The following is a 23,440-nucleotide window of genomic DNA, read 5'->3' as shown; positions in this document are numbered from 1 at the left end:
GGTAAAAATCAAATGAGCTCTATTCGCGGCCCTAGAGGCATGATGAAGGGTCCTGTAGTGAAGCCAAAGAATGCGAAAAAAACACTATATAGAATCTGGTCATATATGGGGAAACGAAAGCCTCCGCTTGTGGCTGCGATCATCTTAGTTATTGTGACTTCCCTGCTTAATTTATTAGGCCCTTATTTAATTGGGGTTATTATTGACGAGCATATTATTCCCAAAGATATCAGCGGAACGATACGAATGTCACTCACTCTTGCAGGAATTTACATTACGACATCTTTGTTAACATGGCTGCAAACCTATTTAATGGTAAACGTTTCGTTTACGACCATCGGAATGCTCCGCCAAGATTTATTTGCAAAGCTTCAAACTCTCTCTCTTCGCTTTTTTGATAAGCGAGCTCACGGAGAGTTAATGAGCCGGGTTACGAATGATATTGATAACCTGAATAACGCTCTGAGTCAAAGCGTTATTCAGGCTCTGTCCTCTATTTTATCTCTAGTCGGTATTACCATTGCGATGTTCTCGCTCAACTGGATTCTTGCCATTATCACACTGATTGTTATTCCATTAATGGTTATAATCGTTCGACAAATATTAAAACGAAGCAGTGAAAATTTTGTCAAACGCCAAAAAGACTTAGGTGAGCTAAACGGCTTTGTAGAAGAAGCAATCTCTGGAGGAGAAGTTGTTACGCTTTTTAGTAAGGAAAAAGATTTTTTAACTGTTTTTAATGAACGAAATGAACAGCTGAGAAGTTCAGCAACAAAAGCAGAAACATTTTCAGGCTTTTTAGGTCCTGTCACAAACTTTATTAACAACTTAGGCTTAGCACTAGTGATTGGAGCAGGAGCATTTATGGCTGTTCAAGGTAGCGTTACAGTTGGGATGATCGCTTCATTTGTTAACTACTCACGTCAGTTCTCTCGCCCAATCAGTCAAATGGCAAACTTAGTAAACACTATTCTTTCGGCTATTGCCGGCGCAGAGCGCGTGTTTGCGATTATGGATGAGCAGCCGGACGTCACAAACAAGCCAAACGCTCTTTCTGTTACAAAATTTGCAGGAGACGTTGCTTTTGAGAACGTATCATTTGGCTATACTGACGAAAAAATGATTTTAAAAAATGTTACACTTACAGCAAAAAAAGGTGAAATGGTTGCTTTGGTCGGTCCTACAGGTTCTGGTAAAACAACAATCATTAACTTGCTCACACGATTTTATGACATCGCAAACGGAGACATTAAAATTGACGGCCGTTCCATCAGTGACTATAACATCCATGATTTACGAAATCGAATTGGCATTGTTCTTCAGGATACCTATTTATTTTCCGGTACGATTGCGGATAACATTCGATTCGGCCGGTTAGATGCCAGCGATGAAGAAGTGAAAAGCGCAGCAAAAATGGCAAATGCTCATTCTTTTATCAAGCACCTGCCGCAGCAATACGATACCGTGATTTCAGCCGGTGGAGGAAATTTAAGTGAAGGTCAAAAGCAGCTCTTATCGATTGCCCGAGCCATGCTCTCTGACTGTGATATTTTAATTTTAGACGAAGCTACTTCCAATATTGATACAAAAACAGAAATTGATATTCAAAAAGGAATGAGTAATCTATTAAAAGGAAAAACAAGCTTTGTAATTGCCCACCGTCTCAAAACGATTGAAAATGCAAATCAAATTCTTGTCTTAAAAGACGGACAGATTATTGAAAAAGGAAATCATCACGAGCTATTAGAGAAACAAGGTTTTTACCACAAGCTCTATACGCAGCAGTTTACGATTTAAAAGAGGCTGGAACATAACTTAACCCAATCCAATCTAAAGACGAGAAAACGAACTATTGATCAATAGTTCGTTTTTTACTTCAACTAAAATACTTTTGTCTCAAGCTCTTTTTCGCTCTATCATTTATCTATCACAGCTACAATTTTCCCTTTTACTCGACGAGTCGCCAGTTCATCTAAAGCTGCCGGCACTTCGTCTAGTGAAATGACTTTTTCCACAAGAGCATTCAGCTTATTTTCTTGTAAAAGCAAAAGCATTTTATTTCCCATCTCCGCAAGTTTTTGCTGTTCTTTTACGTTATTAGACTGATGTACGCTTCCTAATGCAACTTGATGAAACGATAGTGGATGCGCAAACGAAATCGCATCATTTACATTAGGAGGTCCTGCGATAAATGCAATTTGACCATTAAAAGCAAGAGCCTTTACCGACTCGTCTGCATTGTCACGCCCAACTGTATCCAAGACTAAATCTACACCGAGTCCATCGGTAAGCTCCAGCACTTTTTTCACAAAATCTTCTTTACGGTAGTCGATTGCATAGTCAGCACCTAAACTTTTTACAAACTCATGATTGGCAGAAGATGCGGTTGTAAGCACTGTAAGACCTGCATTTTTAGCAAGCTGAATGGCAAACCCTCCAACCCCTCCAGCACCTGCGTGAATTAAAATCGTTTGTCCTTTTGAAGCGTTCATTTTGTGAAACAATGCTTGATATGCTGTATACCCCGCACATGGAATAGCTGCAGCGTCTTCAAATGAAACTCCTTGTGGAATAAGGGAAACCGTATGAGCTGTTGTCACTCCGTACTGTGCAAACCCGCCTTTTTTTGATAAATCGCTATGATATACAACGCGGTCTCCGATTTTGACAGTTGTGACTTCTTCTCCCACTTCCTCGACAACGCCAGCTGAATCAAGTCCTAATACGTGAGGGTATGTCCAACTGGGATTACCGCCGTTTCCTGTTTTATAATCTACAGGGTTCAAGGCAGTAGCTTTAATTTTAACTAAAATTTCACCTTTAGCTGGATGCGGCTTTTGGATATTTCCGACTTTCATCTCACTTACTTTCCCTTTGCCTTCTAGCAGTAAAGCTTTCATCAAGATCTCCCCTTCTACATTTCTTCCTTCAATTAAAAGTTCTTTTTCAGTATAATAAATACATGTTGTTTACAAAAGACGGCACTTTCATGTAACCAGGTACCTTCCCGGTAACCTAGGTCTATGGATATTAAATTATTATATCCATATTTCATATCTGTTTATGAATGGAGGATTAGCGGTGAAAGCACCCCACTATAATGTACCTGTTGAAGCAACACTTGAAGTAATCGGCGGGAAATGGAAAGTCGTTATTTTATGCCTCTTAAAAGAAGGCGAAAAACGTTTTAGCGAACTTCAGCGAGCTATGCCTGCTATTACTAAAAAAATGCTGTCTCAACAGCTAAAAGAATTAGAAAAAGACGGTGTAGTTAATAGAAAAGTATACAATGAAGTTCCTCCTAAAGTAGAGTACTCACTCAGTGAAGAAGGCGAAACCTTACGAGAAATTTTAAATATGATGTGCGCATGGGGAGATAGAAGAATGGGAAACACCCCAAATTGCAGCTAAGTTCTCCTAGCAGCTTTGTTAAAATAACCGAATAGCTGCTGGGAAGAGCTATTCGGTTGTTTTATCTATTTCCCTACTCTTTCTTATGAGTCGCCCTTGTGTAAGAACATCTGACAACACTATAGAATTCTTTCGCATTTTCATATATGATGATGTCGAACGATGCAGCCAGAATTGTCGAAATAAAACTCAAGAATGATAGGTGATTCAATGATGCAATTAGGTTTAGATTTATCTCAAAAACAACTATTAAAATTGGCCATGACACCTGAATTACGTCAGTCTATCAACATTTTAAATTATTCTACGGCCGATTTAGTTCATTATCTTCATGAGCAAGTCAATGAAAATCCTGTAATTAAACTGTCTGCTGGCGATTCTCAGCAAAAAAATTCATTTAACACTCGAGAACAGCGTTCATATTCAAAAGGTCACACCGATGACGAGTATAATCCGTTTAATTATATATCCGATCAAACTGTGACATTAGAGAGCCATTTATTAGAGCAGCTTTCTATGCTAAATCATTTACACTCACACCAAAAACACATCGTTCAATTTCTAATTGGAAACTTAAATAAAAACGGCTTTTTAGCAATTGAACCAAAATTGGCAGCCGAACTGCTTAACGTTTCAATTGACGAAGTCAACGATATGATTCACGTTTTACAAAGCTTTGATCCAATCGGAGTGGGCGCTCAAAACTTTGTCGATTCACTGCTTATTCAAATTAAGGCCAAAAAGTCAAAGCCTCCTCTTTTATACGAGGTGGTGAAACACGATATTGAAGATATTGCTAACAAAAAATATCGGAACATTTCAAAAAAATACTCTATTTCGATGCGCGAAGTACAAGAAATTGTTGACTGCTTGCGGACATTGAATCCTCGTCCAGCAGGAGATTTCCACGTCCCGCTTACGAAGTACATTTCGCCTGATGTAACGGTACAAAAAATTGACGGCCGCTATCATGTTATTCTTCATAGCGAGCTGCTTCCGCCCATCGAAATTAACAGCACCTACCAAAAACTGGTTCATCACTCTGCATGCGTAACAACCGATCGATACGTACAGGAAAAAATCCATGAAGCTACTTGGCTAATCAATAGTATTGAGCAGCGTAATGCGACGATTTACAACGTGTCTAAAGCCATTGTGGAACATCAGCAAGCTTTTTTTGAAATGGGTATTTCGGGGCTAAAGCCGCTTACCTTAAAAGATATTGCTCAAAAAGTAGACTGTCATGAATCAACGGTAAGCCGTGCGACTAACGGAAAGTATATTCAAACGCCGCGCGGACTGTTTGAACTAAAATACTTTTTCACTAATTCTTTAGAGAGAACCGATGGAGAACAAAGCAATTCTACCGCCTTTATAAAAGAGAAAATTAAAACATTAATTGCCGAAGAAAATAAATTAAAGCCTCTTTCAGATCAAAAGCTCATGTCTCTTCTTTCCAGCGAAGGAATTCAAATTTCAAGAAGAACAGTAGCTAAATACCGTGAAGAAGCAGGAATTGAAAGTTCTTCTAAGCGGCGACGATTTTAATATTACTTATCCTAAACCACAGCTTTATCACTACTAAAAAGAACCCGTTGAATAAAAATCAACGGGTTCTTTTTATCGGTTTCCAATAAATAAAAGCCATATGATATTGATACGTATATTCATATGTGTCATTTATTTTCTTTACATGCTGTAAAATAATCTTCTCAGTTTCTAACTTGTCAATATCTTTAGAAAGTACCTTGGTCGAGTTCTTCTTGATGAGATCTTCGTACGTCTCATAGGTTATCGTTTTGGTTATAGGAACCAGCTTACAATCTGCGTAAATACCCAGTTCATATAAAATATTTAGTAAGTCAATATATTCCTTACGACGCCATTTAATCTCGTACCCAAGTTTTCTATGTAACTCTACGTAATGAGGCTTTTCTGGACCCGTTGACATGCCAATAACCGCCAAACGATTAGCCGAATCATTCATATTTAAGAGACCATCGACAATGTTATGCATACGGTAAAAACAGTTTATTCCTACTACCACGTCATAGTTATCTGTTAGACGCTCATACTCCCATTTACCTCCTATAAACTTTAGATTAGAGCGGGCATTTGATTGTTTTTGTAAGTAGCCGATGATGCTTGGCGAACAATCCATACACGTAAGTTCTTTTACATAATCCGCAATTGAAAACGTATAATTTCCCCACCCAGGGCCAATTTCCATGACAGAGTCACTTGGATTCAAAAAAGCAAGAAGTTCTTGCTGAAGCTGTTTCACTACAGGATCATTTTCTGAATCAAAAGACATTTTTTCTAGATATTGCTGCCAAAATTCATCTTCAGCTTTGTCATTTATCATCCGTTCCGATATTGAACCGTCCCATTCTTTCAGCCCTTCCTGCCACTTTTTCACACGATCACTTTCATACACCGCAAATTTTGTAAGCTGCATGCATTCACATTCCCCTCTTTTATACGTAAACCTATACTAACATAAAGAAAAAGAGAGTTCCTTTTTAAACTGGAACTCTCTTTTTCTATTAGTTAAATTAGGCTGCTGCCTCTTCCTCTGTGTGATGCTTCTCTTTTCTGGCATTGATATAAAACATTATCAATGAAAGAGTGATGAAGATTGCTGCAAAAATTCCAAGTACGCCAGCCTGATGCCATACATAGCCGAAATCATCACCAATTGAAATAATTTCACGGAAACCGCGAATTGCATAGGTCATAGGCAAGTATGGATTGATTGCCTGGAAGAATTCCGGCACAAGTGCTTTAGGGAATGTACCTGCACTGCCGCCAATTTGAAGCAGCAGAATAATAAAGGCTAAATACTGCCCTACTTTTCCTAACCCTGTTGTTAAGAACAAGATCAGTGTAAAGAACGTTACACCTGTAATCATGGTAAAGATATAGAAGTGCCAAATGCTTGTTACGTTTAAATGCAAGCCCCAAAGAAGAGCTGTAACAGCAATCGCTGCTTGCAGCATACCTACAATAGTGATGACACTAAACTTACTTAAGAACCACGAAATACCTGATGTCGGTCGAATTGATGGCTCTTTCATTGGGTACACCGCTGAAAACATTAATGTTCCCGCAAACAAGCCAATACATAAGATGTATGGAGCTAATCCGACACCGTACTTATCTACGTTGTTTTGTTTATCTGATTTTAAATCCGTTGGATTTGAAAACATGCTGTATGTTTTATCATCTGCTTTAACATCTTTTGCATCTTTTGCACCGTCCGCTAAAGATGAATGAAGCTCGCTTGTTCCATCTGATAATTTAGATGAACCGTCATATAGTTTGGATGAACCATTTGTTAACTCTTTAGAACCATTTGCTAATTTGGTTGCCCCGTTTTCTAGCTGCGTTAAACCATTTGCTAGCGCTGCACTTCCTTGTTCAGACTTCTTAAGCCCATCCACAAGTTGCTGCTGCCCGTCAGCAAGCTTTCCAGCCCCTGTATGAGCGTCAGCTATACCGCTGTTTAGCTCTGCAAATTTACTGTTGAACTGCTTTTCTCCGTCTGCTAGTTTAACAGCACCGTTATATACTTTCGTTTGTCCATCGTACAGCTGACTTTGTCCGTCAGCAATTTTATTAATTGCGCTTTGGATATCTTCTCCGCCTTTAGAAAGCTTTTGCAGCGCCGCAGATAACTCTTGCACTTTATCTACTTTTGCTTTTAGCTGCTCTGCTTTTTGCTGCTGTTCATCCATAAACTGCTGAGACGTCAGCTTTTTAATTCCTGCAATCAGCGTTTGTTTTTGCTCATCGGGAATGGATTCGTTGCTGTTAATGCTGTCAATGAGAGCTTGCTGCTGCTGTTCAAACTCCGCTTTTTTTGAATCTACCTGCTGTTTAATCTGCGTAATTTCCTGTTCCGCTTGATTAATTTGCTGCGTAACGCTGCTCACTTCAGCATCCACTTGGTTTAAGCCGCTCGTGAACTGCGGAAGCTTTCCTTGAAGTGTCTGTGTTCCATCATTAAGTTGTTTGGTTGCACTTTGTAGCTTTGACAACCCATCTCGAACACCAACAGCTCCAGTTTCTAATTGACTAGAAGCACTATATAATTGACTGCTTCCATTCTCTAGCTTCCCTAAACCGCTGTTTAGACTGCCTAAGTTTTCATTAATTGTGTCCGCACCGTTTAGTAGCTTAGCTGCACCAGCATTTAAATCTGTTGCTCCTTTTCGTGCATCCGTTAACCCGCTTGCTAATTTAGCTGTACCGTCTTCAAACGTAACCGTGCTGTCTGCTAGTTTCTTCATGTTATCTCGCAGCGTTTTCGAGCCATCTTCTAGCTCTCCTGCACCGTCACTTGCTTTTTGAAGACCGTCCGCTACTTGCTTAAAGCTGTCAAATACCGTTTCAGCATACTGCTTTGTGACTGCTTCTTTAATCTGATCATTGATTTTAGCTACTGCATTTGAGCTAATTTGAGCGCCTGAATAGTTCTTTCCGGCATTTGTATGGTAGATAAATTTCATTTTTTTAGGATTCTCATCCATTAATGTTGTTGCATTTTTGGAGAAATTCTTTGGAATTTCCAAAACTAAGTAGTAGTCCTCATTTTTTAAGCCTTCTAACGCTTTTTCTTTGTTCGTAAATTTCCAGTCAAATTTATCGTTTTTCTTTAAATCATCAACAAAATCACGACCAACATTCAATTTCTTTCCATCTAATGTAGCACCTTTATCTTCATTTACCACTGCAACTGGAATTTGATCTGTTTTTCCATATGGATCCCAGTAAGCAGATAAAAAGATGACATTATAAAGTAATGGAACAAATAACAATCCGCAAATCACAACAATAGTCATTGGTTTGGAAAAGATTTTTTTCCATTCTCCTTTAATCATATTCATGTTTTTTAGCCTCCAATAATCCTTACTTCCGCCTGACTGTTTGACCGAAAAACATTTTCGGTCATGAAGTTCTGATTAATGTTACCATATTCACAAGAATAAGGTCAATCGTTATTCTGTAATTAAAAGCTGATTTTAGCAGAAAGTTTAAAATCAGCTTTTTAAGATAACGTTCACACTAAATATCAGGCTTAAATCATGAGTTTCATTCGCATCGTTCTTAATAAATGCCCGTCAAATTCATCATCAAATTCATCCACAAGCTGGAAACCTTTTGATTGATAAAATGCACGGCCTATTCCGTTTTCCCTTTCTACGTTAATGTAAACGATTTTTAATTCCTTCGAGCGCTTCATTCCTTTTTCTAACAATTGCGAACCGATTCCTTTTCCTTGATAAGCAGGCAGTATATAGATAGATCCTAGTTCTATTTCCCCTCTGTTTTGTAGTCGGAAAAAGTTAGCGTATCCTACGATTTTCTCATCAATCGTTGCTACATAAATGAACGAATTACGCAAGCGCCACAGCAGCCTTTTATTGGAGTATGCTTCTGAAAGAAACCGATTCTGAACGCTTCTAGGAATAATTCCTTCATATGTATCATACCAACTCATCTTTGCGACGTATTGAACAGACGTAATATCTTCTTTTCTCATTTTGCGAATGATTACCTCCACTCACATCCCTCCTGACAATTTACTGCTAAAATCGTACATAATTTCACCTGAAAAATATAGTTATAAATATATATTTTTAATTGTAACGCTCTAGAAGCATTGATTGATTTTAGAACCTTATGTATAATCGAGATAGATACAAATTGAAAATGATTATCATTAACAGGAGTGCTGAATGATGAATTTAACTACCGTGAGTATTGGCGACAAAGTAAAAGTTAAAAACATTGAATTTTTAGATAGATCATTAGAACGCCGCCTTCTTTCTTTTGGAGTAAAAAAAGGCTGCGAACTATGCATGAAGCAAAAAACCATCTTAGGAGGACCTTGTATTATTGAATGTCAAGGTCAAATGATTAGCATCCGAAAACGCGATGCGGCCAAAATTGAGGTTGAGACAGCATGAGTACAATTGCACTTTTAGGAAATCCAAACACAGGAAAAACTTCTTTATTCAATATATTAACAGATTCCTATGAATACGTAGGAAACTGGAGCGGTGTAACCGTTGAAAAGAAAGTTGGATCTATTAAAAAGCAAAACAGCCAGCTGGTTGATTTGCCGGGTGTGTATGACTTTACTCCTCTTTCTTCAGATGAAGCAGTGGTAACTAACTTTTTGTTAACCGGAGAATTTAACAGTATGCTGAATATTGTAGACGCTTCTCAGTTTGAAAGAAGCATGCATCTCACTATTCAAGCATTGGAATATGGAAAGCCATTAGTAATCGGCTTAAATATGATTGATGTAGCGGAAAAACGCGGATTGACTTTTAATTTGGAGAAGCTTAGCAAATCATTACATATTCCGGTTTCAGCGATTATTGCCCGTAATGGAAAAGGAATTAATGAGCTGCTCTCTACTTTGAAGCAAGATTTAAAAGCCCCTTCATTTCAATTAAATTATGGGGAAACCGCTGAACAAGCAATTCATATGATTCAAACAAAAGCGGACGTCAGCAGATGGATTGCCATTCAATTCTTAGCGGAAAATAGCGTAATCGAATCAACATTAAAAGAAAAAACGAGTTACTCAGAGCTGCTTGAGCTTCGAAAAGCCGCTGCACAAAAAATAAACAAGCCGCTTAGTGAGCATTTCTTCGACGTGCGTACAGCATTTATTGAACGCATTTCGAGCGAGTGTATCATAAAGGGCAGCGAAACACCTTTAACTTTCACGGATCGAATCGATCGAATTGTGACGCATAAGTGGCTTGGTCTCCCTATTTTTCTTGGCTTAATGTATTTGATTTTTAATATTACGTTTACGTGGATTGGCGTTCCGCTTTCTGATAAACTGGACGGCTTCTTTGGCGGAACGCTTAGTGAAGGCGCTGATTCTCTTTTAAATGCAGCTGGTGCTGCTCCATTTATTCACGATTTAATTGTGGATGGCATTATTGCAGGAGTAGGCGGCGTACTAGTATTTGTACCACAAATTTTTGTCCTGTTCTTTTTCATTTCACTGCTTGAAGATTCAGGATACATGGCTAGAATCGCTGTAGTAATGGATCGTATAATGGAATTTTTCGGTTTGAACGGAAAAGCATTTATTCCGATGATTATTAGCTTTGGATGTAACGTACCGGGGATTATGGCCGCGCGTACAATTGAACAGCGAAAAGAGCGCCTTATGACCATTTTAGTCAATCCATTTATGAGCTGCTCAGCACGTCTTCCTGTATACGCTTTGTTTGTAGGTGCTTTTTTTGTGCAAAACGGAGCAGCTGTGGTGTTTTCTATGTACTTGCTTGGCATTATTTTAGCACTTGTTGTAACGAAAATTTTATCAGTAACGCTTCTTAAAGACGAACAATCAACTTTTATTGTTGAACTTCCTCCTTACCGCGTACCTCAAGCCAAGACTCTTTGGAGAAGCACGTGGGAAAAAGGCCGAAATTTCGTCCGAAAAGCAGGTACGGTTATTTTAGCTGGCTCTGTATTTATCTGGCTATCATCTTACGCTGGCCCTGGCGGTTTTGGAGTAGATATGGAAAATAGCTTTATGGCTATTATTGGAGGTGCTATCGCTCCTCTATTTATCCCTTTAGGTTTTGCGACATGGCAAGCTGTAGCATCACTGATTACAGGCTTCCTAGCGAAAGAAGTGGTTGTTTCAACTATGAGCATCATTTATAAAGTACAAGAAGGACAGCTTGGCGACACAATGAAGACATTCTTTACACCGCTAACAGCCTATACGTTTATGGTGTTTGTTCTTCTTTATGTTCCGTGTCTAGCAACCGTCGCTGTTATTCGACGAGAAACCGGCTCATTAAAATGGACAGCATTTGCTGTGGCCTACCCTTTGGTTGTCGCTTATCTCGTAGCTTTGCTTGTACACACTATTGGAAAAGTACTTGGTTTTTCTTAAAAGGAGTGAATAACATTGATTATTAACATTTTAATTGGGGTTTTGATTTTTGGGTATGCCCTTTATCATATGACAAAATTCTTCCGCAAGAGTACTCAGGGAAAATGTGCAAGCTGCGCACAGCAATCTTCTTGTGCAACGGATGATTGCGGTATTGACTGGGATAAAACGATTCAAGAGGCTCAAAATCAATCATCTTAATACATTAAAAAAGCATCCTGATAGACGGGATGCTTTTTTAATGTTACGCAACTAGTTTTAAAATGAGATGAGAAAGGACTTCCTTTTCCTCTTCACTGCTGACTTTCCATAACTCATGAAGGACTTTTTCTTCTCGGTTTCGAGGCTCCTCATTTTTGGCTAAATAGCTAGCCACTTTTTTTGTAGCAGCTGCTAATTGTTCCTCATTTAACCCGAGCTTTTTACCGACATGAACTTTTTGAGTTAAATAATCAGTAAACGTATCAAAATTCTGCAAAATTGCTTCTTTTTTCTCCGTCCCTAAATTATCTACCGTTTCTTCAATTTTATTCATGTCTTTTGTAGTTCCTTCATTCATTTGACTCACAGTTAACATCTCCTTCTTAGTGAATAGACTGATATGTTCTTTCACGCTCAAATTCTGGTTTTTCGTCCGGCGTCATCTTTTCCTTACTTATTTCAGAAGTTGCATCTTTCACTTTTTCACCAATTTGCTGTAAATCACTTTTAGCATCTTCTACCGTTGATTTTGCATCATGCGTAACGCTTTTCACATCTTCTGCTTGCTTAAAGAAATCTTCATTTACACGCTCGTACAAATGTTTGGCATCATTAATTGCATCTTTTAAAAGATTCGATGCATTTTTCATTTGCTGCACCATTTTTTCTTTTGTTTCTTGAGGGTTCTCTTTTACTTGATTAATCATGTTTGCAGAAGAGTCCTTTAATGTAACGGCTCTTCTTTTAACAGATGAGCGAGTTTTATTATCAAGTAATGTTATACATCCACCTACAACTGCCCCGACAACAACACCTTTTACTAGCTTGCTGCTGTAGCTTTTCCCCGTGGTGCTAACAGCAGCAGTGCTATTAGCTGTCTGTGGATTGTTATTAATTCCTACATCGTTGTTGATGCCTGCGCTGTTGCTTAAAGCAGGGTTTTGTAATTCAGATCGGTTTCTTTCCATTTTTACTGCCTCCTTTAGCATCGTTATTGAGTGATTTCCCATCTTTTTTTATATTTAAACAATTGAATTCGTTAAAAATAAAAAACATGACTAAAGGCCACCTTTTATATCTCACTAGTCAAGAATAACTATATAGTAAAAAAAGCTAAATTTTTTAATGGAAAGATACAAGCCGGATTTTTGTAAAAGGATTGTCAGCACCGGTATAATAAGAAGTACTGTAAAAGAAATTTTATACTATTGGTCATAGGGGTGAAACAATTGAGCCAGCTTAATAAGGAATTTAACTGTGAAAAAGAATTAACGCTTGCTATTATCGGCGGAAAATGGAAGATGCTGATACTATGGCACTTAGGACGTGAAGGAACAAAACGGTTCGGGGAACTAAAATCGCTTATTCCTGATATTACGCCGCGCATGCTGGTTAACCAGCTGCGGGAACTGGAAGAAGATCTAATTGTTAACCGTAAAGTTTATCCTGTCGTACCACCTAAAGTCGAATACTCACTTACAAAAGAAGGAGAAAGTTTAATGCCTATTTTAACAGCCATGTACGATTGGGGTAAAAATTACCGTGATACAGTGCTGGTCAATCAAGAACAAAAGGCAGAAACGTTAATTAAATGATGGAAACGAATCCTTCTATTCCATAGTTTTTATTTTTTTATGCGGATGATATTACTCAATATCATCCGCATTTTTAATGAAAATTAAGCGGTTACAAGACTGATATGTCCATTAGTATACTTCTGTATACTATCATTCCCCACACTATTTGTGGGAAAAGTGCGTACTTTTAAGAACCTCAAACTGCGGGTACAATAACTACACCAGCTGCTTTTTATGTAAAAAGGCACAAAAGGTATCTATAGATTTCTGTAAGGAGTGGAGTAGAATGGAATTACAATTAGCATTAGATCTTGTTAATATTTCTCAAGCAAAAGAGGTAGTAAAAGAAGTTGAAGAACATATTGATATCGTGGAAATCGGTACACCTGTTGTAATCAATGAAGGGCTTCGCGCCGTTAAAGAAATTAAAGAAGCATTTCCTAATTTAAAAGTATTAGCTGACCTAAAAATCATGGATGCAGCTGGTTATGAAGTACAGCAAGCTTCTCAAGCTGGAGCAGACATCATTACCATCTTAGGTGTGGCTGAAGATATGTCAATTAAAGGTGCAGTTGAAGAAGCGAAAAAACAAGGTAAAAAAATTCTAGTCGATATGATTGGTGTAAAAGATATTAAAGGACGCGCAAAAGAGCTAGACGAATTTGGCGTTGACTATATCTGCGTACACACAGGATACGATCTTCAAGCAGTTGGTCAAAACTCTTTTGAAGATTTAGTAACAATCAAAAGCGTTGTAAAAAATGCAAAAACAGCCGTTGCTGGCGGCATTAAATTAGAATCTTTACCTGAAGTAGTAAAAGCACAGCCTGATCTTGTTATCGTTGGCGGAGGCATCACGAGCCAAGATGATAAAAAATCAGTTGCTTCTCAAATGAAAGAGCTTATTACAAATTAAGGAGCTTTCTATGCAGACGAGCGAACATTTAAAAACGGTTATGAATGAGCTTTTACAAACAACAGCTCTAATCGCTGACGATGAAGCTGAACAGCTTGTAAATGGCATCATCTCATCTAAAAAAGTGTTTGTCACAGGAGCAGGCCGTTCAGGTCTTATGGGCAAGTCGTTTGCTATGCGTATGATGCATATGGGCATTGATGCTTATGTCATTGGAGAAACCGTGACGTCCACTTTCACGCAGGATGATTTATTAATCATCGGATCAGGTTCTGGCGAAACGAAGAGCTTGATTCCTATTGCTCAAAAAGCAAAAGAACTTGGAGGAAAAGTTGGAGTAGTCACGATTTCCCCCGATTCCACGCTTGGCAAGCTGGCTGACTTCATCGTGAAGCTGCCCGGCGCTCCGAAGGACCAAGAACAAAGCAGTTATCAAACCGTACAGCCTATGGCGTCACTGTTTGAACAAACGCTTCTTCTTTTTTACGATGCGCTGATTCTTCGCTTCATGGAGAAGAAAGAACTTGATACTCATACGATGTACGGAAAGCATGCAAATTTAGAGTAGAAAAAGGTCTTGCCTAGGCAAGACCTTTTTTGTTTTGGAACTTTCTATATAACCAAATATTCACTTATCAGATAACTAAATGTACTTTATCATTATTTATTTTTTCAAAAGCCCTATTCGAATTTTGCTGCATCTCCATAAAACGGCTGCTCTGCAACTTTAATCGAGTCTGTTGGACACCCTTCGTACGCTTCCATCATATCATCTTGCTGATGTTCAGGAACTTCTTTTGTTCCTTCGTTGTTATCTAATACGGCATAAGCAAGACCTTCTGAATCATAATCATAAAGATCTGGCGCACTCCCTCCACATGCTCCGCAAGCAATACATGTTTCCTTCTCTACTATCGTAAAAGCCATAAAAAAACCTCCTTGACCTTTTCACTTTCTCTTTCAGAAAGTTACGTTCAGTATAAGGAGGTTTTTTTAAATTCGTCTTAAATTATTTACTGAGATTCCCCAATATTCTCAAACATCTCATCTACATTTGGCTTTTTCTTAATTAACCCTGACTCTTTTAACCAGTTAACATTTGATTGCCATGATTCTTTCGTTTGACTGCCGAATCCTTGTTCAGACTTCATTTTTGGAAGTAAGATATTCAAACTTTTTGTTTCCACATCTTTTTCAAGCGGGAAGTTTGATTTATCTTGATTATCTAACAAAATTTGAAGTGATTCTTTTGGATGTTTCTCCGTGTATTCATACCCTTTTGTCGCGGCACGCCAAAACGCTTTAATCGTATCAGAATCTTTTGCCCACGTTTGATCCCCTGTAACGGCCACTAGCTCGTAATAAGATGGCACGCCGTAATCTGACGGATCAATGTCAACCGTTTTGTATCCTTTTTTGTGAAGCAATGGTACTTCGTGGTTAATATACGCACCTATTACAGCATCTACTTTTTTGCTAATCAGTGATGAATTTAACTCAAACCCTACGTCTACTAGTTTTACTTTATTCGGATCTCCTCCATCGCTTTTCACCATTTTCTTTAGAACAGATTCACTTAATGGTGTTCCGCTGTATCCTACTACTTTTCCTTCTAAATCTTTAGGACGCTTAATACCGCTATCTTTCAATGCCACAACCCGGTTTAGCGGAGATCTTACAATCGCTCCTACCGACTTTACCGGCACATCTTCATTTGCTCGTGCCATTGCTACATCAGGCTGATAGTAAAGGCCAAGCGTGACTTTCCCTGCAGCTGCTAAATTAAGCGAGTCTGTTGGATTAGCAGGAAATTGTACTTTTACATTCAGCCCTTCTTTTTTGAAATATCCTTTTTCTTGTGCAGCGTAAATGAAGCTGTGCACTGCATTTGGATACCAATCAAGCATAATTGTAACGTCTTTTAATTTTTTACTGTCACCAGCTTTATTTTCCTTGTCCTGACCGCAAGCAGCGAGCATCAAAACAAGCAGCAGGCTTAAGCTAATCGCAAACCATTTTTTCATTCTGTTTTCCTCCACTTTAATGAACGTTTTTCGAAACCTACTACAATAATAAAAAATAAAATACCAAGCGCGGATAAAATCACAATTGGTGCAAATACACCAGCTGCATCAAACTGTGTCATCATGCGACGACTGAAATATCCTAAGCCTGCTTGCGCACCCAACCATTCCCCAATGGCAGCACCTATTATACTAAAGGTAACCGCTACTTTGAGTCCCGAATAAAAATGAGGCAGTGCAGAAGGAATGTTCAACTTAAAGAAAATATCTTTTTTTGTTGCTCCCATCGTTAACATGAGTTCTTTTAACTCTTTGTTTGTAGAACGAAGACCGTCAAATGTGCTAACGGTAATGGGAAAAAACGTAATTAATACGGTCACAATCACTTTGCTCCAAATGGAGTAGCCAAACCACAGCACAAATACAGGAGCAATGGCAATGGTCGGAATCATTTGTGACGCAATAATAAGCGGATAAAAAGCACGCTCAATAAGCGGACTCCAATTCATCCACACAGCCAGCAGAACCCCTAGCACAACGGATATTACAAGCCCAATTACGACAATAGATAACGTAGCTGGTAAATGCTTAAACAATAAATCCATTCGCAGCTCCCAAAGCTTCGTTAAAATACCGCTGGGCGTTGGTAAAATAAACGGATAGTTTACAATGCGTGCTCCAATTTCCCAAGCAGCCAGCAAAATGACTACTAAAATCACTGAAGCCCCGTACTTTTTCATGTGTTCACCTTCGATCTTAGCTGTTCAATTAAATAATCTTTCACATCAAGCACTCGCTGTTGATTCAGATCTTTTTGCGTTCGAGGTCTGCTAAGCGGCACTTGAATTTCTTCAAGACAACTTACTGGCTTGTCTGAAAAGATAAAAATGCGATCTGATAAAAAAAGCGCTTCATTGACGTCATGAGTGATAAATAAGATGCTATGCTTACGCTTTTGCCATTGGTCAAGCAGCCATTCCTGCATCGATAAACGTGTGATTGCATCAAGTGCACTAAAAGGCTCATCTAAAAGCAGTACGTTAGAACCGCTTAATACCGTCCGAAGAAAAGAAACGCGCTGCTTCATCCCTCCGGATAAATCACTTGGAAAACGGTTTTCATACCCTTTTAGGCCAAACTCTTCAAGCAGCTGAGACACTTGCTTATGAGCACTTGCTTTTGATACATTGTGAAGCTCAAGAGGCAGTGCTGCATTGTCTAGAATCGTACGCCACGGAAGCAGCAAATCTTGCTGCGGCATATAGCCTACTTTTCCTAGTCGCTTTTCATAAGACTTTCCGTTAATCACGATATCGCCTTCACTCTGCTGTTCAAGACCTGTAATGAGACGAAACAACGTACTTTTCCCAGAGCCGCTCGCTCCAACGATACTGACAAACTCGCCTTCTTTCACGTCTAAGTTTAATGATTTTAAAATCGCTTGATCACCGTTCTTGTACGTAAAACTGACGTTTTGAAAAGATAACACAGACCTATTCATGAATTGGCCACATCGCTTCGTTATAAGCCATATCCCAGAACATATACTCAAAACGCGTCGTATTCAAGAAAATTTCTTCAAGCTTTTCTAATTCCACTTCTGATTTATCTTCAGTAAGTGAGTCAAATAAATTGATACACCATGTCGCCAGTTCTCCAAATTCTTCTGAGCTGTACATTTCAATCCACTCACGGTAAAACTCATTGTTAGCTCCAGGCTTTTCACTAAGTTCTTTTCCTATTTCCCAGTAGCTCCACATACAAGGCAAAAGAGCGGCTACTAATTCAGCTAATGTTCCACTTTGACCAACGTGCAGCATATAGTGCGTGTATGCAAGCGTTGTAGGAGATGGCTGCGCTTTTTCTAATTCTTTTTCGCTGATTTCAAATTTCTTGGCATACTCACGGTGCAGACTCATTTCTTCGTTTAATGTAGAATCTAAAAGAGCTGCAAATTTCCCCATCGTTTGAAGATCGGTAGCTTTCATGGCTCCAATCGCAAATAATTTGGCATAATCAATTAGGTAAAGGTAATCTTGAATCATGTAGAAGCGAAACTTCTCCTTTTCAAGCGTTCCATCTCCCATCCCCTGTACGAAGGGATGATTATGATTTTGACGCCAAATAGGCTGCAGCTTTTCGTATAATCGTTCACTAAATTTCATGATGATCACTCCTTATGCGTATGCAGCCACGTATAAATGAACTGCACTATCACTTTTGTATATTGAACAAGCTGATTAATATCTAATTGTTCGTTCACAGCATGTGCATTTGCTAAATTTCCCGGACCGTAAATAGCGGCGGGAATTCCCGCATCAGCTAGCCATCCCCCGTCTGTTACGCTAGTTGACACATCAATTGGAGGCTTTTTCCCTTCCATTTGTTCATGAGTATTTGCAAGCAGCTGCACTCCTGCATGATTTTCATCAATTTCTAATGACGGAAAGATTTCTCCTCTGTCTTCAATCATTGATGTGCCTCCCCATTCAAAGGTTGGCAGATTATCTTTTAACCATGGATCTGCTTTTGCAATAGCTATAATATATTCTTCCACTTCTTTTGATACTTGGTCGTACGATTCATTAGGATAATAGTGAACGGTGATCCACAGCCTGCATTCATCTGCAATAAAAGCAGCATGTCTTCCGCCTTCGATTACTGCTGGATTAATCGTATTTGTCCCTGGCAAAAATCCTGGATAGCTCTTTGTAACAGCCCAGTGACGCTCCAATTCTTGTAGCCCTCCGATCACTTTTGCCATCTTTTCAATAGCGCTTGCGGCTAACAGCCCTCCTCCAGCATGAATCATACTTCGGCGTGTACCGTCATGATAGGTTTTACTGCTTTTTATCGTAATCCATCCCGTGATCACTCCGCCTTGACCTTGAATATGTAAATCACTTGTATCGACTACAAGCGCAAAATCAGCTGTATACCCTTTCTGACAGCATTGCAGCGTACCTGCCTCTCCTACTTCTTCTCCTACAACGGATTCAAAAATCAAGTCTCCTGGCAGCTCGATTCCTGCTTCTGTTAAAAGCTGCACAGCAAATAATGCTCCCGCCAAACCGCCTTTCATATCAGCAACTCCGCGTCCAATTATCATATTGTCTTTCACAACAGCTTCAAACGGATTGGTTTCCCAATTTTCATTTTCTTGTACCTCAGCAACATCCATATGGCCGTTAATAATCAAGCTTTGATAGTCAGCCGATTTTTGTCCTTTTAACGTTCCCACTACGATAGGGTCGTTAGAATATAAGTCCCACATATCAATGGAAAAACCGCAGTTTTTAAGAAAATCCGCTACGTACAGCTGCGCTTCATGAGAATTTCGTGCAGGAGGCGCTGGCGTTTTATACGAAACAAGCGTTGTTAATAACTGGATTAACTCTCCTTTGCGCTCCTCTACCTGTTTGACAAGCAAATCAATTGTTTCTTTCATGTATGACACCTTCCTTTACGCATAAAAAAAACACTTCTTTCGCAGGAAAGAAGTGTTTTTGTTTATGTACACAAAATTATTATAACGAGTTCGTAAGGAAATCCCATACAAAACATCCATTACAATACCTCTTTCCTACGCTAGTATTACCTAGTTCAGGTTATAAGGGTTAAGACTTATCGTCTCTCTCAGCTTCGAAAGCACCCCTAGTGGTGTTGTATCTCTATGAAATTAATCTATTATCATATGTTTACCTGTAATAGTTTTATCATAGTAAAGCGTTTTATTCAATAGAAAGGTTCATGATATGGTAATGAAAATAGTTTCCTTTTTAGTAGTAAAAGAAAAAGCACACACCTTTTTCATGCAGTGTGTGCTCTTTGTTTTTGTGACATTACTAGTTAGCTATTGGCTTCTTTAAAAATACGCCATAACTAATAGCACCAATTAAAAGCAGTCCTGCTCCTAACAGGAAAACCGCCGTAAAAGTTCCCGTTGCATCTAATATAAACCCTGTTACGATAGGAGCCATTGCCGCTCCTAGAAATCCACCGAAGTTCTGAATAGCGCCGAGTGAAGCAACTTGTTCCTTTGGTGCAATATCCGCCGCTAGAGTCCAAATGACGCCTGATGGCAGCTGTGACGCGAAGTAGCCAATCGACAATAAGACAATACTTAAGGCTGCATTATCAATAAAAGGAACGGGTGCTACCGATGCTGCGGCTAAGATTGCCCCGCCTACAATTGGTATTTTTCTTGCCGTTACTGCATTAATTCCTTTTCGAATAAATCTATCTGAAATTACACCACCAAGCAACACTCCTATGATTCCTGCTAGAAACGGAATAGCAGCAATCCAGCCCGTTTGTTTTAGGCTAAAACCGCGCTCTGTTTCTAAGTAGCTAGGAAGCCAAGTTAAATAAACCCATATCGTAAACATAATTCCGAAATTCCCGATAATCATAAACCATGTGCTTTTATATTTAAACAGCTGTGACCATTTTGCTTGTGAGGTATGACTGATTTTTATTTCTTCTTTAGGGACAGCTTTCACTTTATTGGCAACATAATCCGGATCTCGGTATATCTTTAGCCAAACAAACATCACAATAAAGCCTGCTGCTCCTATAACAACAAACATTCCTCTCCAACTCATTGTTAAAAGCAGTACCGTTAGAAGTGGCGGAGCAATCGCATTAGCAATTTGAGACCCTGTATTAATAATCGAAGTAGGAAGGCCGCGCTCTTCTTTTTTAAACCATCTTTCCGTCACTTTAATTCCTGAAGTAAAAAAAGGAGACTCCGATACACCAAGAAGCATTCTCATGGCATAAAGAGCAGAATACGTGTTAGTAAATGCACTTGCTACCGTTGCCACAGACCATAGGCCTGATGCCCATGCAAACATTTTTTTCGGCCCGTATTTGTCAACCAGCCAGCCTGCTGGTAGATTTGCTAAGGCATATGGCCAGAGAAAAGCTGAAAGCAAAAGACCCATTTGTGTAGAAGACAGCCCAAACTCTTTGGCAATCGTGGTATTAGCGATGCTTAAATTAGAGCGGTCTAAATAGTTAACAACTGCTCCAATTAGCAATACAATAATAAGCCACCAGCGTATATTCGTCTTTTTTACATCTTGCTTTACAGGACCTAAATCTTTGTTAACGCTTTCATTTAATTTAGATGTAACCGCCATAGAATATCCCTCCATAACCTTAATCGTTATAGTGAATGAGCTGTTTGCTTATTATCAAACAGCCCTGTTCACTAGAAATGCATGAGTTTATTCAGAACATGAACCAATTATTAAACACTGCTCTTTGGACGAATGCTATTTAGTTTATCATCTAATTCTTTGACTTCTTCTTCTGTTAAATCTATTTGAGGAGATCTCATGCCACCAACATCAATGCCTCTCAATTTTAATGCTTCTTTAAAATAAGACATGTTGCTTCCGTTTAAAAGAGCTTCACAATATTGAATAGCAACTTTTTGCATCTTTCTCGCTTTTTCTAAATCATTCGCTTTAAAGGCATTATAAGTCTCTACAAAAGGCTCGGGATAAACGCCCGATACACCGGAGACAACTCCTTCACATCCCATAGCCAGAGCTGCTAAAAATAAACGATCGGTTCCGGGAAGAACAGAAAAGTTTCCATCGTTAATATTTAAATAATCATTTACGCGTAAATAGTCAGGGTAGCTATATTTAATACCAATTACATTCTTGCATGAATCTGCCACTTTTTGAGCTACCTCTGCCGTTAAATCATTGCTTGAACACTGAGGAATATTATATAAATATACGGGAAAATCATTCGGGACACTGTTTGCTACTTTTATAAAATACGTTTCTAGTTCGTTATCGTTTGCTCCAAAGAACATAGGCGTAACTACTCCGATACCGTCGGCGCCAATTTCATAGGCATGTTTTGCAAGCTCAATTGTATCTTCTTCATTCATAGCTCCTACATGTATGAATACGGTTACACGATTAGCCGCTTGTTTCACTACTGTTTCTGCAACTTGCTTTCTTTCTTTGACAGATAGACGAAGCATCTCGCCCGTTGTACCAAGCGGATACAAGCAGTGCACTCCTTTTGAAATTAAAAACTCTGTTAAATTTACTACTTTCTCTAAATCTACTTCACCCGTTTTAGTAAACGGTGTAACCATTGCTGTTGTAACTCCGTATAAATGTTTCATTTCCTTCTCCCCTTTGTTAGTAGTGAATTACTCTATATTTAGTAAAACGTTTTAGTACAACGTTTTACTAATAAAAAAATAAAAAGCTTGCTCTTATATTTTTCTAAATCGGTCTCTTTTTAAAGAGACCTCATGAATGGCATTGCTTTTTATTTGATTCTCGTTGTATTACGATGAATAATTTCCAAATCAAATATCTGTTGGTCCACATCCCCATATGGATCAGAAATTGTTTTAACTAAAAGCTCTCCTGCACAATAGGCCATTTTTTCTACCGGCAAATTGACAGTCGAAAGTTTTGGGTTAGTAAATTTAGAGAACTCTTGGTTATCAAATCCCATCACTTCACAATCAGCTGGCACAGAGATGCCGTAGTCATTAAGAGCAGAAAGAGCTCCTAATGCAACATGATCACTCAAACAAATCACAGCGGTTGGAACTTTTCCTTGTTCAATAAGCTGTTTGATGCTGTCATACCCACCTTGTTCTGTATATGAACAGTAATGGTGACAATACGTAACATCAGTCTGTTCAATTCTATCTGTTACGCCTTTTACTCCTGCTTCTAAAGCCTGTGAAGACACGTCTGGAACTAAAATACTGATATGTTGATGATTATTACGAATAAAATGATCTGCTACCGCTTGGCCCGCTTCATAATTTTTGGATTGTATAACAGAGTATATAGATGATACACGATTAAATAAAACAATCGGAACACCAGGTTTAGATCGGTGAATATAAGCCTCATCAGCTGCCGTTGTATTCGCAATAATCGCTCCGTTAAAATATGAAGATGTTTGAAGACCTTTTACAGAGGAAATACCTTCTTCATTTTGAAACGTTTCGACTAATAATTTAATAGTAGGGCCGCTTTTTAATGAAGCTATGTAGTTTTGAATACCTGTAAGAATGCGTCCCACTAACGATACGCGCGTATCAATTGGCCAAATAAGAGCAATTGTTAGCTGCGCTGATTTGTCTTGTCCCCGCAAGTTACGCGCAGACATATTGGGGATATAGCCTAATTTTTTTGAAGCTGCAATTACACGCAGTTTAGTAGCTTCAGAAATTCTGCTTGCTCCCGGTTTGTTGTTTAAAATGAGGGAGGCAGTCGTAATTGAAACATCTGCTGCTTTTGCAATATCTTTAATTGTAACCAGATGACCATCTCCATTTTTAGTTTAACGTTTTACTAAACTCAGTATAACGCTTTCA

24 protein-coding genes, 1 pseudogene and 1 riboswitch are annotated in these 23,440 nt (G+C 38.7%); of the genes and pseudogenes, 9 read left to right on the top strand and 16 right to left on the bottom strand.

The annotated features are described in order from the left end of the window. Nucleotides 1–12: 12 nt before the first annotated feature. The gene (locus CEQ83_RS04575) at nucleotides 13–1,797 is read left to right on the top strand and encodes an ABC transporter ATP-binding protein (protein ID WP_028412166.1); all 1,785 of its coding nucleotides are present in this window, start codon (nucleotides 13–15) and stop codon (nucleotides 1,795–1,797) included. Nucleotides 1,798–1,916: 119 nt separating this feature from the next. On the opposite strand, the gene CEQ83_RS04570 is transcribed toward CEQ83_RS04575, so the two are convergent. Further along, nucleotides 1,917–2,900, bottom strand: coding sequence for a zinc-binding dehydrogenase (locus tag CEQ83_RS04570; protein ID WP_108674402.1), 984 nt, complete (start codon nucleotides 2,898–2,900; stop codon nucleotides 1,917–1,919). A gap of 163 nt (nucleotides 2,901–3,063) precedes the next feature. Between CEQ83_RS04570 and CEQ83_RS04565 the strand changes: the two genes are divergently transcribed. Then, nucleotides 3,064–3,411, top strand: coding sequence for a winged helix-turn-helix transcriptional regulator (locus CEQ83_RS04565; RefSeq protein ID WP_014461394.1), 348 nt, complete (start codon nucleotides 3,064–3,066; stop codon nucleotides 3,409–3,411). A gap of 213 nt (nucleotides 3,412–3,624) precedes the next feature. After that, complete coding sequence (rpoN, locus tag CEQ83_RS04560; RefSeq protein ID WP_108674401.1) at nucleotides 3,625–4,959, top strand: RNA polymerase factor sigma-54; 1,335 nt, start codon at nucleotides 3,625–3,627, stop codon at nucleotides 4,957–4,959. Between the two features lie 58 nt (nucleotides 4,960–5,017). Here rpoN and CEQ83_RS04555 read toward each other — a convergent pair whose 3' ends face one another. The 3 genes from CEQ83_RS04555 to CEQ83_RS04545 all read right to left on the bottom strand — a co-directional run bounded on the left by CEQ83_RS04555 (nucleotide 5,018) and on the right by CEQ83_RS04545 (nucleotide 8,977). Then, nucleotides 5,018–5,869, bottom strand: a complete 852-nt coding sequence (locus CEQ83_RS04555; protein ID WP_108674400.1) for a class I SAM-dependent methyltransferase — start codon at nucleotides 5,867–5,869, stop codon at nucleotides 5,018–5,020. A gap of 97 nt (nucleotides 5,870–5,966) precedes the next feature. Then, nucleotides 5,967–8,300 carry a YhgE/Pip domain-containing protein gene (locus CEQ83_RS04550; protein ID WP_108674399.1) on the bottom strand — a complete coding sequence of 778 codons (2,334 nt, stop codon included), beginning with the start codon at nucleotides 8,298–8,300 and terminating at the stop codon, nucleotides 5,967–5,969. Between the two features lie 191 nt (nucleotides 8,301–8,491). Next, complete coding sequence (locus CEQ83_RS04545; RefSeq protein WP_013081920.1) at nucleotides 8,492–8,977, bottom strand: GNAT family N-acetyltransferase; 486 nt, start codon at nucleotides 8,975–8,977, stop codon at nucleotides 8,492–8,494. A 175-nt stretch (nucleotides 8,978–9,152) separates the two neighbouring features. Here CEQ83_RS04545 and CEQ83_RS04540 point away from each other — a divergent pair, with 175 nt between their 5' ends. From CEQ83_RS04540 to CEQ83_RS04530, 3 genes are read left to right on the top strand one after another with little or no spacing between them, the layout of a single operon-like run. Further along, on the top strand, nucleotides 9,153–9,383 hold the full coding sequence (locus CEQ83_RS04540) for a FeoA family protein (RefSeq protein WP_013055605.1): 231 nt from the start codon (nucleotides 9,153–9,155) through the stop codon (nucleotides 9,381–9,383). Continuing rightward, complete coding sequence (gene feoB, locus CEQ83_RS04535; RefSeq protein ID WP_098113719.1) at nucleotides 9,380–11,350, top strand: ferrous iron transport protein B; 1,971 nt, start codon at nucleotides 9,380–9,382, stop codon at nucleotides 11,348–11,350. The genes CEQ83_RS04540 and feoB overlap by 4 nt, the downstream gene beginning before the upstream one ends. A 15-nt stretch (nucleotides 11,351–11,365) precedes the next feature. Next, a complete protein-coding gene (locus CEQ83_RS04530; protein WP_013081918.1) occupies nucleotides 11,366–11,551 on the top strand; it encodes a FeoB-associated Cys-rich membrane protein in 186 nt (61 codons plus the stop codon). A 43-nt stretch (nucleotides 11,552–11,594) separates the two neighbouring features. On the opposite strand, the gene CEQ83_RS04525 is transcribed toward CEQ83_RS04530, so the two are convergent. Together CEQ83_RS04525 and CEQ83_RS04520 are read right to left on the bottom strand one after the other, a co-directional pair. Next, entirely contained in the window at nucleotides 11,595–11,918 is a 324-nt protein-coding gene (locus CEQ83_RS04525; RefSeq protein WP_013081917.1) for a DUF3243 domain-containing protein, read from the bottom strand. Nucleotides 11,919–11,934: 16 nt separating this feature from the next. Further along, complete coding sequence (locus CEQ83_RS04520) at nucleotides 11,935–12,519, bottom strand: hypothetical protein (RefSeq protein ID WP_108674398.1); 585 nt, start codon at nucleotides 12,517–12,519, stop codon at nucleotides 11,935–11,937. Nucleotides 12,520–12,780: 261 nt separating this feature from the next. On the opposite strand from CEQ83_RS04520, the gene CEQ83_RS04515 reads away from it, so the two are divergent. The 3 genes from CEQ83_RS04515 (at nucleotide 12,781) to hxlB (ending at nucleotide 14,612) form a co-directional block, all read left to right on the top strand. Continuing rightward, nucleotides 12,781–13,146, top strand: a complete 366-nt coding sequence (locus tag CEQ83_RS04515; RefSeq protein ID WP_028412158.1) for a transcriptional activator HxlR — start codon at nucleotides 12,781–12,783, stop codon at nucleotides 13,144–13,146. A gap of 268 nt (nucleotides 13,147–13,414) precedes the next feature. Beyond that, nucleotides 13,415–14,044 carry a 3-hexulose-6-phosphate synthase gene (gene hxlA / locus CEQ83_RS04510; protein ID WP_013055599.1) on the top strand — a complete coding sequence of 210 codons (630 nt, stop codon included), beginning with the start codon at nucleotides 13,415–13,417 and terminating at the stop codon, nucleotides 14,042–14,044. A gap of 10 nt (nucleotides 14,045–14,054) precedes the next feature. Beyond that, nucleotides 14,055–14,612, top strand: a complete 558-nt coding sequence (gene hxlB, locus CEQ83_RS04505; RefSeq protein WP_013055598.1) for a 6-phospho-3-hexuloisomerase — start codon at nucleotides 14,055–14,057, stop codon at nucleotides 14,610–14,612. Between the two features lie 113 nt (nucleotides 14,613–14,725). On the opposite strand, the gene CEQ83_RS04500 is transcribed toward hxlB, so the two are convergent. The 10 genes and pseudogenes from CEQ83_RS04500 to CEQ83_RS27770 all read right to left on the bottom strand — a co-directional run. Beyond that, complete coding sequence (locus tag CEQ83_RS04500; protein ID WP_108674397.1) at nucleotides 14,726–14,971, bottom strand: ferredoxin; 246 nt, start codon at nucleotides 14,969–14,971, stop codon at nucleotides 14,726–14,728. A gap of 86 nt (nucleotides 14,972–15,057) precedes the next feature. Next, complete coding sequence (locus CEQ83_RS04495; RefSeq protein WP_033578153.1) at nucleotides 15,058–16,068, bottom strand: ABC transporter substrate-binding protein; 1,011 nt, start codon at nucleotides 16,066–16,068, stop codon at nucleotides 15,058–15,060. Beyond that, nucleotides 16,065–16,808 (bottom strand): ABC transporter permease, encoded by a 744-nt coding sequence (locus CEQ83_RS04490; protein WP_028412155.1) that lies wholly within the window; start codon nucleotides 16,806–16,808, stop codon nucleotides 16,065–16,067. Before CEQ83_RS04490 ends, CEQ83_RS04495 begins: the two co-directional genes overlap by 4 nt. After that, on the bottom strand, nucleotides 16,805–17,569 hold the full coding sequence (locus CEQ83_RS04485) for an ABC transporter ATP-binding protein (RefSeq protein WP_028412154.1): 765 nt from the start codon (nucleotides 17,567–17,569) through the stop codon (nucleotides 16,805–16,807). The genes CEQ83_RS04490 and CEQ83_RS04485 overlap by 4 nt, the downstream gene beginning before the upstream one ends. Then, nucleotides 17,562–18,233 (bottom strand): thiaminase II, encoded by a 672-nt coding sequence (tenA, locus tag CEQ83_RS04480; RefSeq protein WP_028412153.1) that lies wholly within the window; start codon nucleotides 18,231–18,233, stop codon nucleotides 17,562–17,564. Before tenA ends, CEQ83_RS04485 begins: the two co-directional genes overlap by 8 nt. A gap of 5 nt (nucleotides 18,234–18,238) precedes the next feature. Then, nucleotides 18,239–19,516, bottom strand: a complete 1,278-nt coding sequence (locus CEQ83_RS04475; RefSeq protein WP_028412152.1) for an acetylornithine deacetylase — start codon at nucleotides 19,514–19,516, stop codon at nucleotides 18,239–18,241. Nucleotides 19,517–19,631: 115 nt separating this feature from the next. Then, a riboswitch (TPP riboswitch) is annotated at nucleotides 19,632–19,734 on the bottom strand. Nucleotides 19,735–19,913: 179 nt separating this feature from the next. Beyond that, nucleotides 19,914–21,212 carry an MFS transporter gene (locus CEQ83_RS04470; RefSeq protein ID WP_028412151.1) on the bottom strand — a complete coding sequence of 433 codons (1,299 nt, stop codon included), beginning with the start codon at nucleotides 21,210–21,212 and terminating at the stop codon, nucleotides 19,914–19,916. Between the two features lie 110 nt (nucleotides 21,213–21,322). Then, nucleotides 21,323–22,222 (bottom strand): dihydrodipicolinate synthase family protein, encoded by a 900-nt coding sequence (locus CEQ83_RS04465; protein WP_028412150.1) that lies wholly within the window; start codon nucleotides 22,220–22,222, stop codon nucleotides 21,323–21,325. 149 nt (nucleotides 22,223–22,371) lie between these two features. After that, complete coding sequence (locus CEQ83_RS04460) at nucleotides 22,372–23,232, bottom strand: LacI family DNA-binding transcriptional regulator (protein WP_028412149.1); 861 nt, start codon at nucleotides 23,230–23,232, stop codon at nucleotides 22,372–22,374. Between the two features lie 12 nt (nucleotides 23,233–23,244). Beyond that, a pseudogene (locus CEQ83_RS27770) lies at nucleotides 23,245–23,367 on the bottom strand (LacI family DNA-binding transcriptional regulator); the annotation flags it as partial. Nucleotides 23,368–23,440: the final 73 nt, after the last annotated feature.

The organism is Priestia megaterium (genome assembly GCF_009497655.1).
Taxonomy (GTDB): domain Bacteria; phylum Bacillota; class Bacilli; order Bacillales; family Bacillaceae_H; genus Priestia; species Priestia zanthoxyli.
Note: the sequence above shows the minus strand (reverse complement) of the source record. Positions and strands in the feature narration are given on the sequence as shown.

Coding starts and splice junctions, on each gene's coding strand:
- CEQ83_RS04555 (WP_108674400.1), bottom strand. CDS start 5,869: ATGCAGCTTACAAAATTTGCGGTGTATGAAAGTGATCGTGTGAAAAAG.
- tenA (WP_028412153.1), bottom strand. CDS start 18,233: ATGAAATTTAGTGAACGATTATACGAAAAGCTGCAGCCTATTTGGCGT.
- CEQ83_RS04490 (WP_028412155.1), bottom strand. CDS start 16,808: ATGAAAAAGTACGGGGCTTCAGTGATTTTAGTAGTCATTTTGCTGGCT.
- CEQ83_RS04520 (WP_108674398.1), bottom strand. CDS start 12,519: ATGGAAAGAAACCGATCTGAATTACAAAACCCTGCTTTAAGCAACAGC.
- CEQ83_RS04500 (WP_108674397.1), bottom strand. CDS start 14,971: ATGGCTTTTACGATAGTAGAGAAGGAAACATGTATTGCTTGCGGAGCA.
- rpoN (WP_108674401.1), top strand. CDS start 3,625: ATGCAATTAGGTTTAGATTTATCTCAAAAACAACTATTAAAATTGGCC.
- CEQ83_RS04540 (WP_013055605.1), top strand. CDS start 9,153: ATGATGAATTTAACTACCGTGAGTATTGGCGACAAAGTAAAAGTTAAA.
- CEQ83_RS04570 (WP_108674402.1), bottom strand. CDS start 2,900: ATGAAAGCTTTACTGCTAGAAGGCAAAGGGAAAGTAAGTGAGATGAAA.
- CEQ83_RS04470 (WP_028412151.1), bottom strand. CDS start 21,212: ATGGCGGTTACATCTAAATTAAATGAAAGCGTTAACAAAGATTTAGGT.
- CEQ83_RS04475 (WP_028412152.1), bottom strand. CDS start 19,516: ATGAAAGAAACAATTGATTTGCTTGTCAAACAGGTAGAGGAGCGCAAA.
- hxlB (WP_013055598.1), top strand. CDS start 14,055: ATGCAGACGAGCGAACATTTAAAAACGGTTATGAATGAGCTTTTACAA.
- CEQ83_RS04575 (WP_028412166.1), top strand. CDS start 13: ATGAGCTCTATTCGCGGCCCTAGAGGCATGATGAAGGGTCCTGTAGTG.
- CEQ83_RS04565 (WP_014461394.1), top strand. CDS start 3,064: ATGAATGGAGGATTAGCGGTGAAAGCACCCCACTATAATGTACCTGTT.
- feoB (WP_098113719.1), top strand. CDS start 9,380: ATGAGTACAATTGCACTTTTAGGAAATCCAAACACAGGAAAAACTTCT.
- hxlA (WP_013055599.1), top strand. CDS start 13,415: ATGGAATTACAATTAGCATTAGATCTTGTTAATATTTCTCAAGCAAAA.
- CEQ83_RS04485 (WP_028412154.1), bottom strand. CDS start 17,569: ATGAATAGGTCTGTGTTATCTTTTCAAAACGTCAGTTTTACGTACAAG.
- CEQ83_RS04550 (WP_108674399.1), bottom strand. CDS start 8,300: ATGAATATGATTAAAGGAGAATGGAAAAAAATCTTTTCCAAACCAATG.
- CEQ83_RS04460 (WP_028412149.1), bottom strand. CDS start 23,232: ATGTCTGCGCGTAACTTGCGGGGACAAGACAAATCAGCGCAGCTAACA.
- CEQ83_RS04495 (WP_033578153.1), bottom strand. CDS start 16,068: ATGAAAAAATGGTTTGCGATTAGCTTAAGCCTGCTGCTTGTTTTGATG.
- CEQ83_RS04465 (WP_028412150.1), bottom strand. CDS start 22,222: ATGAAACATTTATACGGAGTTACAACAGCAATGGTTACACCGTTTACT.